The organism is Pedobacter sp. Leaf132, from assembly GCF_920984695.1.
Lineage (GTDB): Bacteria > Bacteroidota > Bacteroidia > Sphingobacteriales > Sphingobacteriaceae > Pedobacter.
This window is the reverse complement of record NZ_CAKLBO010000003.1, coordinates 66,516-79,007: the sequence shown is the minus strand read 5'-3', so window position 1 is coordinate 79,007 and position 12,492 is coordinate 66,516. Positions and strand designations below refer to the sequence as shown.

At 35.4% G+C, this 12,492-nt stretch carries 9 protein-coding genes and 1 other RNA gene; 7 read left to right on the top strand and 3 right to left on the bottom strand.

The window, feature by feature from the left end; genetic code table 11:
* Positions 1-168: 168 nt before the first annotated feature.
* The 3 genes from ssrA to LUA86_RS07610 all read right to left on the bottom strand — a co-directional run bounded on the left by ssrA (position 169) and on the right by LUA86_RS07610 (position 2,059).
* Positions 169-537, bottom strand: a transfer-messenger RNA (tmRNA) gene (gene ssrA, locus LUA86_RS07620).
* Positions 538-633: 96 nt separating this feature from the next.
* Positions 634-1,407 carry an NIPSNAP family protein gene (locus tag LUA86_RS07615; RefSeq protein ID WP_231460009.1) on the bottom strand — a complete coding sequence of 258 codons (774 nt, stop codon included), beginning with the start codon at positions 1,405-1,407 and terminating at the stop codon, positions 634-636.
* 22 nt (positions 1,408-1,429) lie between these two features.
* Positions 1,430-2,059: a DUF4159 domain-containing protein gene (locus tag LUA86_RS07610; protein ID WP_231460008.1), complete on the bottom strand. Its 630-nt coding sequence runs from the start codon at positions 2,057-2,059 to the stop codon at positions 1,430-1,432.
* Positions 2,060-2,209: 150 nt separating this feature from the next.
* Here LUA86_RS07610 and LUA86_RS07605 point away from each other — a divergent pair, with 150 nt between their 5' ends.
* The 7 genes from LUA86_RS07605 to LUA86_RS07575 all read left to right on the top strand — a co-directional run bounded on the left by LUA86_RS07605 (position 2,210) and on the right by LUA86_RS07575 (position 12,424).
* Positions 2,210-3,208: a MoxR family ATPase gene (locus LUA86_RS07605; protein ID WP_231460007.1), complete on the top strand. Its 999-nt coding sequence runs from the start codon at positions 2,210-2,212 to the stop codon at positions 3,206-3,208.
* A complete protein-coding gene (locus LUA86_RS07600; RefSeq protein WP_231460006.1) occupies positions 3,208-4,095 on the top strand; it encodes a DUF58 domain-containing protein in 888 nt (295 codons plus the stop codon). Before LUA86_RS07605 ends, LUA86_RS07600 begins: the two co-directional genes overlap by 1 nt.
* Entirely contained in the window at positions 4,096-5,466 is a 1,371-nt protein-coding gene (locus tag LUA86_RS07595) for a BatA domain-containing protein (protein ID WP_231460005.1), read from the top strand.
* Entirely contained in the window at positions 5,453-7,585 is a 2,133-nt protein-coding gene (locus tag LUA86_RS07590) for a hypothetical protein (RefSeq protein WP_231460004.1), read from the top strand. Before LUA86_RS07595 ends, LUA86_RS07590 begins: the two co-directional genes overlap by 14 nt.
* 1 nt (position 7,586) lies before the next feature.
* On the top strand, positions 7,587-9,383 hold the full coding sequence (locus tag LUA86_RS07585; RefSeq protein WP_231460003.1) for a hypothetical protein: 1,797 nt from the start codon (positions 7,587-7,589) through the stop codon (positions 9,381-9,383).
* Between the two features lie 87 nt (positions 9,384-9,470).
* Positions 9,471-11,105, top strand: coding sequence for a TldD/PmbA family protein (locus LUA86_RS07580; protein ID WP_231460002.1), 1,635 nt, complete (start codon positions 9,471-9,473; stop codon positions 11,103-11,105).
* Between the two features lie 2 nt (positions 11,106-11,107).
* Complete coding sequence (locus LUA86_RS07575) at positions 11,108-12,424, top strand: TldD/PmbA family protein (protein WP_231460001.1); 1,317 nt, start codon at positions 11,108-11,110, stop codon at positions 12,422-12,424.
* Positions 12,425-12,492 lie beyond the last annotated feature (68 nt).

Here is a 12,492-nt window from a genome sequence, read left to right as displayed (position 1 = left end):
TGCTTAAATATTTGGTTAAATCAAATATAATGAATCACCTTAATAAATTCCATTTCCTGCATGGATGTTACAATGAATTAGCCATACAAGCTAAAAGTAATTTTAGTTAGATATAAAACTTTTAAAAAAGAAAACCGCTTAAAATTAATTAAGCGGTTTCTATTGTTTTTGTGGAGCCGAAGGGAGTCGAACCCTTGTCCAGTTGTGAGATAACCTATACCTTCTACATGCTTATTTTTCAATTAATTTTCGAGAAATAAACGGGCTGAAAACCGACCTTGTTTAAATCCTTAGATACTTTATCTCACCTTAAGCCATACCTTCTTAAGGCCAGCACTGTTATATCGATGCTCCGGATTCTAACCTAACAATGCAGCAGTTAGAGGAACAAAAGCTATGCTAATTCTAAATTAGGCAGCTAAGGCGTAGTTATTTTCGCCAACTATTGTTTTGAACGTTCTCTTTAAAGTGCTCTCCGTACAACGCACTGCATGCTAACATAACCTTCGCCACCCTGTCAAATCCAAGAACGGCCCCAAATTTTAGTTTTTTACTTGAGAATCAAAACACTACAACAAAGATACAATAAATATTGTTTTTTAAATATGTATCTATAGCTACTTTTTAAAAACCTTAAAAATCAGAATAATCTGTAGGGTATAAAAACAGTGTTACATTTTTTGATACATTATGCTGGTATTGCGGCAAACCGCTAATCTTTTTATACTCCAGACCAAAATCTGCCCAATGTTTATCTCTATCAGCTTTATTATTAAATGTAGTTAAATACATTAAATTAGGCATTTTGCTGCCCGATATTACTTGTCCGTAAAAAACGGCATTAAAATTAAGCTTTGTAAAAATATCAACCTCGGCATCGTTAAACATTCCAATCTTATTTAGCGAAAGGTTTTCTGTTGCAGCTTCGTAACTTCTTAGTTCGTAAACGCGTTCGCTTTTAGCCGTATTTAGTTTAGGTAATGCATATTCAGGCATAGCCGAAAATGCTTTAAGAATTATCGATTCTACCCTTGTGTAAGGAGCATCATTATATGATGCATTTAAGTAAGTTTTTCCAGCTTCAAGGTATTGCTTATCTTTTGCAATAAGTTCGTCAACCTTATCTAAACCTGTAAGTTTTTTAAGTGGGATAAAGACATAAACAAGCTGCTCAGCAGTATCAATCGCAATTGTTTTAAATACACCTATATGCTTTACCCCTGCTGCATGCATCGCCGGTATATAGGCATCTTTCAAGTATGCATCAATAACAGTTTCCTGCGCTTTAGTTTTTAAATGATAAATTTTAATCTGGTAATAATAAGATGGTTTGGCCGCAAAACTATTTGCTGTTAATGCGATTAAAACAACTAATGAAAGAAGTGATTTGGTTAGGAATGTTTTCACAATATATTTGATTTAAATTGAATTAACTATTTACGCCCATGGCGTATAAAATAATGTTGACACCAAATTTAGTATTATCTTCGGCTAAAAAACGTTTATTTCTAAAATCATAATCCCATTCACAACCATAATCTTTATTACTGTATAAAACGCCAATCCGGTTATTAATGGTAATAGCTTTTAAATAATCATGTACCAAATCATCTCCCCAACCATTAAGCTCGAAAGATGTTGTTGGTGGGCCTTTCTCAAACTTAAAAAACGAATTATAAATTGGATGGTTATTTGGAATTTTCTTCAATGCTGAAGCGCCAAATAAATTAGTCATCTGTGTTTCAAAAGAACGAGCAAATAAACCATCAATATCATGGTTGCAATCATCAACAAAAATAAAACCACCGTTTTTAACGTATGCTTTAAAATTTGCCGCTTCTTGCTGGTTAAACTGAACCAATTTATGCCCGCTCATATAGCAAAATGGATATTTAAATAAATCCATACTGCCCAGTTCAACAATTTTTTCTTCCTCTTCTAACGGAATTGTAGTATACTCTAATAATGAATTTAATATATTTGATGGCATACGCTGGTCAGTGTCCCAATCTCCGGAATTATATTTCAACCTCGCAAATGTAAATTTAGATCTTTGCATCGCCCTAAATTAGCTTCAATTTTCTTTAATTCAGGTTTTTGGGCAGATAATCTTGTAAATTTTTTGATATTCTTTTGGTAAGGATTAAAATTATGTGCCATAATGCGCTATATTGACGCTCATTATTCACGCAGACTAAAAAAAATCGTTTTGGACCGTTCAGAAACTAACTTAAAATTATTGATTGGCAAAATCTCTCAATTAAAAAGCGAAATACAAAAAATAATTGTTGGTCAGGATGTAATTATCGAAGAAATGCTTATTGCATTAATGGCCGGCGGACACTGCCTTTTAGAAGGCGTACCAGGCTTGGCTAAAACTTTAATGGTTAAAACCATGTCCCAAGCACTCGATTTATCCTTTAGAAGAATACAGTTTACACCCGATTTAATGCCCACAGATATTGTTGGAACTGAAATTTTAGAGGAAGACCATGTTACAGGGAAACGTTTTTTTAAGTTTAACAAGGGACCATTATTTGCCAATATTGTTTTAGCAGATGAAGTAAACAGAACACCACCAAAAACCCAATCGGCGCTTTTAGAAGCAATGCAAGAATTTGAAGTTACTTACGGCGGACAAACTTATCCTTTAGATAGACCATTTTTTATACTTGCAACGCAAAACCCTATCGAACAAGCGGGAACATACCCGCTTCCGGAGGCGCAATTGGATAGATTTTTACTTTACATTAAAATAGGCTACCCAACCGCAACAGAAGAAGCAAAAATTTTAAGCAGCACTACGGGTGCTAAAAAAGTAACCATTAACCCTATTATTGGTGCTGAAGAAATTAAAGAATTGCAGGCAATTACCCGAGAAGTAAGTATCAGCGATGATTTAATAACGTATGTGAGTGATATTATTCGTGCCACCAGACCAGATACAACTACAGTTCCTTTTGTTAAAGAATGGGTACGTTGGGGTGCCGGGCCACGTGCCGGGCAAGCATTAATTTTAACGGCAAAGGCCAGAGCCTTATTTTATGGTCGCTATGCGGTAATAACCGAAGATTTGCAAACCATGGCTTACCCGGTTTTACGCCACAGAATTTTAATGAATTTTAAAGCAGAAGCCGAAAATGTTTCATCAGATAAGGTAACAGACGAATTATTAAAAGCAATCTCTAAGCCGAAAGCAAATATTTAATGAGCAGACTTTTAAATCCGAAAGTATTAATGGCAATTAAGGACCTGAATTTGTCGGCAAAAATGACGATTGATGGTTTTATGAGCGGCATTAATAAAAGTACTGTGAAAGGTGCCGGACTAGAGTTTAGCCAATATAGAAGTTACCAACCGGGTGATGATTTACGCTCGTTGGATTGGAAAATGTTTGCCCGTTCGGATAGATATTACATTCGCGAATCGGAAGTTGAAACTAATATTTCTGTGAGAATATTGATTGATGCCAGCGCTTCGATGAACCATAGTGACGGCGACTTCACTAAAATTGAATATGCCCGATATCTTGGCGCTTCCTTGGCCTATCTGTCAAATCTGCAAGGCGATGCAATTGGCTTGTATGTTTTTAAAGACTCGGGAATTTATTCGATGACGCCAAAGCAGGATTATCAACATTTGGCAAGATTATTTTATCAGCTCGAAAGCATAAATCCGGCAGGGAATTTCACCAAGCCGATTCATTACAAGGAACTTTTTGCCGGCACACAAAAGCGTGAATTGTTAATTTTTGTAACCGATTTCTATCAGGCTGATGGTGAAATTTTAAACCTTTTAGAAACGCTGAATACACTTAGGCACGAAATTGTGGTTTTCCATCTTTTAGCAAAAAATGAAATTGACTTAGATTTTAAAGGTTATACAACTTTTGAAGATTTAGAAACCGGGCAAACCATACAAATTGATCAGGCAAAAGCCAGGCAGGAATATAAAACTAAACTTAATGCACACCTCGAAGACATCAGAATTAAAATGCTTGATAGAAGAATTTCTTACAGAACGTTATCTACTGAAGAACCCTTAGATGAAGCTTTGAGAGATTTTTTAAAACAAAGAAGTAAACTAAAAATTTAAGTGCAGTTATTTTATCCCATCGGTTTATTGGCGCTTGCAGGTTTAATTATCCCGCTTATTATTCATTTGTGGAATATTAAACAAGGTAAAACATTAAAAATCGGCAGCATTTCTCTCCTTGGAGAAAGCTCTCGGGCAAGTTCAAAAAGCTTTAAAATAACAGATTGGCTATTATTTTTACTTCGATGCTTGCTTATCATATTAATTAGCTTTTGCATTGCGCAACCTTACATCACCAGGAAAGTTAATACAAAAGAAAAAGGCGGTTGGATTTTGATAGATAAAGCAAATTTTAAATCTGTATATCAATCCAATAGAAAAACTATAGATTCTTTATTAAAAATCAGATATGAGATTCACGATTTTAATTTTGGCTTTATACCTTTATCCGTAAAAGATACGGCTAATACCGAAAAAGCTAATGTAGAAAGCTTAAACTTTACAAGCCTTTTTAACCTGTTAACCACGATTTTACCTTCAGGTACAAATATCTATATCTATCAAAATACAAAGCAAAATAACTTCGGTGATAATTTACCAGAAACAAAATTTAACATTAACTGGAATGTTTTGAATGATGGAGATTCAGTTAAAACATGGATAACAGATTTTGCAGGCAAAAAACTTAGAGCTACTTCAACCCCAAAACAAACCATATACGAAGCTGTAAATAATCAAAATTTAGCACCTATATATGTTGCCATTTATGAGGATAAAAGCATTAACGACAGCAAATATTTAGTTGCAGCATTAAATGCAATTGCCCAATTTACTAAGCGGAAAATTATCATAAATACAGGCGAAAAAGCAAATCAGATTGGCTTTTGGCTCTCAGAAAAATCTGTTTCAAGTGATTTCAAATCATCAATAATAAAGGACGGAGTACTATTCAAATATGCTGCAAGCAAAGCTGTAAATCATCATTCTTTTATCAATATTGAAGGAAAACAAATTCCACTGTCAAAATATATCGACTCTAAAAATCAATTTGAAAACTTATGGACAGATGGTTTTGGCAATCCGATTTTGTCAAAAGAAGAACATAAAAATCTTAAGGTATTACATTTTTACAGTCGATTTAATCCGCAATGGAATGATTTGGTTTGGAATGAAGCCTATGTAAAAGCTTTAATGCCAATCGTTCTGCAAAATGAAAAACCCGAAAATTTTGGTTTTGAAGCTAATGCCAACGACCAAAGAACTCTGCAAGCAAATCAATTAAATACAAAAAATAATAATTTTAAAGCAAGCGAATCTTCACTTAACATAAACGAATCCGTTTTGAAATATTTTTGGATTGCAGCTTTATTGATTTTTATTGTAGAGAGAATTTTATCATTCAGAAATAAAACAGATTATGCAAAAAACTGAAGGATTAAATTGGCTTCATAACCTCAGAACAAAGTGGATAATGTACCGCCTGCTCCACATTATTGCAATTTCCCTGGCGATTACATTGGTACTAAGTGCCATTGCTGTAAATATTTTGAATTTTTCAATCTGGTCGGCAGCCTTAATATTTCTTTTGATAGGAACTGTGATTTTATTACTAAATCCCGTTTGGAAGAAAAGCGATGATGACATCGCTAGATTTGTAAATTATAAGTATCCAGAAGTTGAAGAAAGCGCAGAATTACTGCTATTAGATGCTAAAGAATTACCAATGCTTCAAAAATTCCAAAGAGATAAGATTGAAGCAATAATACCGTGCCTGGAAAACCCAAAAGAAATCCAGGGCAAAATTTATATTTCAGGCTTAATCCTATTCATCGCATTATTTATCAGCTATGGTATTAGCAAAATCCCGGCAATAAAACATAACAAAAACCAGCCTACTGAAGCGCAAAACCTAATACCAGCTATTAAAGAGAACATTTTACCAGAAATTGCCGATTTTAACTTAACCATCTTGCCTCCTGCTTACACGCAAAAAGCTTCGAGAAAACAGAAAATTTTTTCGATTAAATTAGAAGATGGCGCAAAAGTAAACTGGCAAATTGAAACCAATGTTGCGGCAAAAAAATTGAGTTTTATTTTTAATGATAAAGAAATCATCAATCTTAAACCTAAAAACAATGCAAAGAGGGATTGGGAATTTTCTAAAACAATCAATAAAGCAGGTTTTTACCAGGTAGTTGTGGATGGAAAAAAATCAGACCTATATCAGATAGAATTAATAGCCGATTTACCGGTTTCAATAAAAATTACCCAACCAAAACAACACACAACAATTGACATTGGCCAACCGCAAAAATTCACTTTAAAGGCAAATTTAAATGATGATTATGGCATAAAGGACGCATTTATTTCGGCAACAATGGCAAGTGGCAAGGGTGAAGGTGTAAGTTTTACGGAGAAAAGACTTTCGTTCGATACAAATTTTGGTAACCGGAAAAATGTTTCGCTAACTAAACTTTTTGATTTAAAATCTTTGGGTATGAAACCCGGTGATGAACTTTATTTTTTCATCAAAGCAATGGATAATCATGGTCAATCTAGCCGATCGGATGTTTATTTTGTTTCTATTGTGGATACCACAGAATTAATGAGCCTTTCTGGAATGACGAATGGCGTTAACCTTGTGCCAGAATATTTTAGAAGTCAGCGGCAGATTATTATTGACACCGAAAAGCTACTTAAAGAACAATCTTCTATTCCTGCTGAAGCGTTTAAAACCAGAGCAAATAATTTAGGTATCGACCAAAAACTATTGCGTTTACGATACGGGCAATTTTTAGGGGAAGAAAATGAAACCGAAATTGGTGGCGACCATGACGACCACGATGAGCATGTGGAACACAAAGGCGAAGAAGAAAAATTTGGCGATGTAACGGCCATAATGGACAAATATGCACATAAACATGATATTGCAGAAGATGCAACATTTTTCGAACCTGAAATGAAGGCACAACTAAAAGCCGTTTTAACCGAAATGTGGAATTCAGAATTGCGCTTGCGGACTTATAAACCTCAGGAAGCCTTGCCTTACGAATACAAAGCTTTAAGATTATTGAAAGATTTGCAACAAAAATCCAGAGCTTATGTTGCCAAAACAACCGTTAAAACAGCCTCATTAAAACCAGAAAAAAGATTAAGTGGCGAATTGGATAAAATCCTTCAACCTGTTCAAAAAATGAATTTTGAGCAAAAAGAATTGCGAATTAAACATTTAAAAAATGCACTCTCCATTTTAGAAAGTAAAAGAAATGGTGAAAAATTGAGTGAGGATGAAAGATTCAAACTAACGGAAACAGAAAAGTATATGATTGTAGCCGCAGCAGAGAATCCGGCCTCTTTTTTAAATGCCTTAACCAGTTTAAGAAGATTATCTGCGGCTAAAAAGGTTGTAGTAAGAGATATTGATGTTGCCCAATCAGCCATCCAAAAAATGATAAAAGCCGAACCTGCAAAACCGCAATACAAAACCACTTTGCCTGCATCAACATTGTATCAAAGCTATTTTAATAACCTAAATAAATCGGGCCGATAACATGGATTTTAAGCTAATAGCCATTATAATTTGCTCAATATTGCTTGTTTTTTTACTATTTAAAGAATTTAGCAGAAATGATAAGGCAAGATTAATATGGCGGATTTTAGCCAGCATATTTTCTGTAGCCTCGCTCCTATTTCTTCTTATTCCGCTACAATACAAAACTTCAGCGAAGCAAAATTTAAATGAGATAAACTTAATAACTGAAGGCACAGAACCTGATTCAGCCTTAAAAATTAAATCAGCTAAATACAGTTTAAAAAATACCGAAGCTACCGAGCTAAAACACGGCAAAACCATTCAAATACCAGATTTATTTTATTTTCTCAAAGAACATCCAGAGGTAAATAAGATAAATATTTATGGCTACGGCTTAAGTTTAAATGAATTAGAAAAGCTAAAGGATTTCCAGCTAAATTTTCACCCTTCAAATAATATTACTGGAATAATTGATGCAAACTGGCCTAACGAAATCAAAACAACAGCGCAGTTTTTGCTTCAGGGAATTTACAAAAACACAGAAAGCAATACAATTAAACTTTTACTTAATGGCTTAGGAAAGTCTATCGATTCGGTTAACATTAAACCAAATGAAACGGTTAATTTTTCTTTCAAAACGCAGCCGAAACAAATTGGAAAAGCCGTTTTTAAGTTAATTGCTTTAAACGGAAAAGATACCATTTCCAATGAGCCTGTTCCATTTATCGTAAATGAGCAGGCAGCAATGAAGGTTTTAATCCTTTCCTCATTCCCGGATTTTGAATATAAATTTCTCAAAAAATGGCTATTTGATAATCAATACCCGCTTGCTTACAGGAGCAAGATTAGCAAGGATAAATACACAACAGATTTTTTAAACTTAAGTAACGTAAACCTTAATAGCATAAACCAAGCAGCTTTAAAGCAATTTGATGTTTTAATTATTGATGAAGATGAAATCAGTTCGCTTTCAGGCGCTGAAAAATCAACTATGCAAACAGCTATGAATAATGGTTTGGGTGTAATTATCAGAATTGCAAATCCAAAATCTTCAGGTTTTATTAGTGATAAATTTTCGAGGTTTGAAGTGCCTTTGCAAAAAGATAAAGGCTTGATACCCATAATTAAAGATGATGCAAAAAAGTTTAACAAATTACCATACGACCAAAGGCTTTTCCTGAAAGCTTCGGAAAATAACCAAACCATAGTAATTGATAATAATGCAAAGATATTGGTGACAAGCAAATTAAATGGTTTAGGAAAATTGACGGCCAGTACATTGTCTTCTACCTACAACTGGATGCTTGCCGGAAATGAAGCAGATTATTCGGCCTATTGGTCGGCTTTGTTATCTAAAACTGCTCGTAAAAAGGCTAAGAATTTAGCTTTTAAGGTTTTGCCTAAAATTCCTGTAGTTAATCATCGTACAAATTTTGTTATTGATTTAGCCCAAAATAATAAAGTACCAACAATAAAGATGAATGGCTTAGTACTTGCACCACGCCAAAATATGGAATTACCTTTTCAATGGGATGTTACTAATTGGCCGAAAACACAAGGTTGGAATACATTAAATATTAATCAAACTACAGCATCTGTTTATATTTATGCTAAACAAAACTGGCAAACTTTAAGAAATTACTCCTTAATCAAACAAAATGAAAGATTTGTTCAGAACAACCTCAAACAATTATCTAAGGCGAAAATTTCTGAACAAATAACGGTTAATGAAGTATCCAAATGGTGGATTTTTATAACATTCATCCTGTCAACCGGGTTTTTATGGTTCGAATCGAGGGTTTTAAGAAAAAATTAGCGATTGAAACTAAAATGTTATACATAAAATAGTCAAAAAAGTGCATTAATGGCTATATTGGTATCGTAATCAACTAAACTGAACCAATTGAAAAGAAAAGATTTCCTCTATTTATCCGGAATGGGTATGGGTGCACTATTGCTTCCCGATCTTTCCGCATTTGGAACACCAATCGATCCGCTCCAGGCGCTTGATGGTGTTGATGTAAAGATTAAAAAAGAATTAGCCGATGTGGCCCTTAATGCCGCCAAATCCAAAGGCGCAACTTATGCTGATATTCGCATTGGCCGTTACTTAAACCAGTTTGTCGCCACCCGCGAAAAGCGTGTACAAGGTGTAGCCAACACCGAATCTTTCGGCGTTGGTATTCGCGTACTGGCAAATGGATGCTGGGGTTTTGCTGCAACAAACAATGTAACTAAAGATGCAATTGCTAAAGCCGCCGAACAAGCGGTTGCCGTAGCTAAAGCCAATGCAAAAATTCAAGGCGAACCTGTACAACTTGCACCTCAAAAAGGTTATGGCGAGGTGAGCTGGAAAACGCCAATAGAAATTAATGCCTTTGAAGTGCCCGTTAAAGAAAAAGTAGATCTACTTTTAAACGTTAACGATGTGGCCATGCAAAATGGTGCAAATTTTGTAAACTCTGTAATTTTTGCTGTAAATGAGCAAAAGTATTTTGCATCAACCGATGGTTCTTACATAGACCAGGATGTACACCGAATTTACCCGAACTTTAATGTGACTAGAATTGATAGAGCTTCCGGACAATTCAAAACCCGAAACTCTTTAAGTTCGCCAATGGGTAAAGGCTATGAGTATATGCATGCTCGCCCTGAAGATAAAGTTAGTGGCGTTGTAACCCGTTACAAAGGTCGTTACGATATGCTTGAAGATGTTAAAGAAGCGGCTCGTGTTGCTTCTGAGAAAATCAAAGCAAAATCTGTAGAACCAGGCAAATACGATTTGGTTTTAGACCCTTCTCACCTTTGGTTAACCATCCACGAATCTGTAGGGCACCCAACTGAATTAGATAGAGTTTTAGGTTATGAAGCAAACTACGCTGGCACGAGTTTCTTAACGCTTGATAAATGGGAATCTAAAAAATTCAAATTTGGTAGCGATAAGGTAAATATTGTGGCTGATAAAACACAGGTTGGCTCTTTAGGTGCCGTGGGTTATGATGATGAAGGTGTAAAATGCAAGAAATGGGATTTGATTAAAGACGGTACGCTGGTAAGTTACCAGGCTATTCGAGATCAGGCTCATATCATTGGTTTAACTGAATCAAATGGTTGTTGCTACTCTCAAGGTTGGGATGATGTTCAGTTTCAGCGTATGCCAAATGTTTCGCTTCAGCCAGGTAAAGAAAAACTTTCGGTTGATGACATGATTAAAAATGTTGAAAAAGGCATTTACATCATTGGCGATGGCAGTTTCTCTATAGACCAGCAACGGTATAACTTCCAGTTTGGCGGACAAATTTTCTACGAAATTAAAGAAGGAAAAATTGTTGGCATGTTAAACGATGTTGCTTACCAGGCAAATACTCAAGAGTTTTGGAACTCTTGTAACGCAATTTGCGATGAAAGTGATTATCGTTTAGGTGGTTCATTTAACGATGGAAAAGGACAACCGAGCCAGAGTAGTGCAGTTTCTCACGGAAGCTCAACCACAAGATTTAATGGAGTTAATGTTATCAATACAGCAAGAAAAATATAATTATGGCCATATTAAGTAAAGAAGAAGCCCAGGCGATATTAAAAAAAGTAATCGGTTTCTCTAAAGCCGAATTTTGCGAGGTAAGCTTAAGGGGCAATGATGGCGGAAACATTCGTTATGCCCGTAATGCAGTTTCAACCGCCGGACAAATCAGTACCATGAGTTTAGGCGTAAGCTCAACTTTTGGAAAGAAAACAGGCTCAGCATCTATAAATGAATTTGATGATGCATCCTTACAAAAAGTAGTTAAGCGAGCTGAAGAATTAGCAATGCTTGCGCCAGAAAACCCTGAGTTTATGCCACTTTTAGGTCCGCAAACATTTGCAGAATCTAAAACCTACAATGCCAATACGGCTGCAATTACGCCAGATACAAGAGCAGAAATGGTGGGCAAAAGCTTAAGCGTTTCAAAAGCCGCTGGCTTAGATGCTGCAGGTTTCTTAGAAAACTCTACCAGCTTCACTGCAATAATGAACTCTAAAGGTTTGTTTGCATATAACAAAGGTACAAGCGTTTCCTTCTCCGTTACAGTTAGAAATAAACAAGGAACGGGTTCGGGTTATGTTGAGCAGGAGTTTAACGACCTCGCTAAAATGGATACACTTGCATTAAGCAAAATTGCTGCAAGTAAAGCCAATGGTTCTGCTGGTGCTAAAGCCATTGAACCGGGAAAATATACTGTTATTTTAGAACCCCTTGCTGCAAGCGATATGCTTGGTAATATGTTTAGAGGTTTTGATGCCCGCAGTGCGGATGAAGGCAGAAGTTTTATGAGCAAAAAAGGTGGTGGTACGCGTTTAGGCGAACAACTTTTCTCAGAAAATGTAAATATTTATTCAGATCCATTAAATCCTGAGTTGCCATCTTCAACCTGGAGTGGCGATGGTATACCGTTAAAAAGAACACAATGGGTAGAAAAAGGTGTTGTTAAAAACCTTTCTTATTCAAGATATTGGGCTGCTCAAAAAAATGTACAACCTTTACCTTTCAGTCGTAGCATTGTTATGGAAGGTGGTACACAATCTCTCGAAGATTTAATTAAAAGCACTGAGAAAGGTATTTTAGTAACCCGATTCTGGTATATACGTTCTGTAGACCCACAAACGTTATTATTAACCGGTTTAACCCGTGATGGTACTTTTTACATTGAAAATGGCGAGATTAAATTCCCGATTAAGAACTTCAGATTTAATGAAAGCCCGGTAATTATGCTTAACAATGTTGAAGCATTAGGCAAACCAGTAAGAACTGGAAGTGGTTTAATCCCACCGATGAAAATCCGTGATTTTACTTTTACATCTTTATCTGATGCGGTTTAATCATATTATTTAATTCGTTGTTGCGAAGGAAATCAGTTTCCAACCAAAACCAATATTAAATTGGTCGT

Coding starts and splice junctions, on each gene's coding strand:
- LUA86_RS07610 (WP_231460008.1), bottom strand. CDS start 2,059: ATGCAAAGATCTAAATTTACATTTGCGAGGTTGAAATATAATTCCGGA.
- LUA86_RS07600 (WP_231460006.1), top strand. CDS start 3,208: ATGAGCAGACTTTTAAATCCGAAAGTATTAATGGCAATTAAGGACCTG.
- LUA86_RS07590 (WP_231460004.1), top strand. CDS start 5,453: ATGCAAAAAACTGAAGGATTAAATTGGCTTCATAACCTCAGAACAAAG.
- LUA86_RS07585 (WP_231460003.1), top strand. CDS start 7,587: ATGGATTTTAAGCTAATAGCCATTATAATTTGCTCAATATTGCTTGTT.
- LUA86_RS07575 (WP_231460001.1), top strand. CDS start 11,108: ATGGCCATATTAAGTAAAGAAGAAGCCCAGGCGATATTAAAAAAAGTA.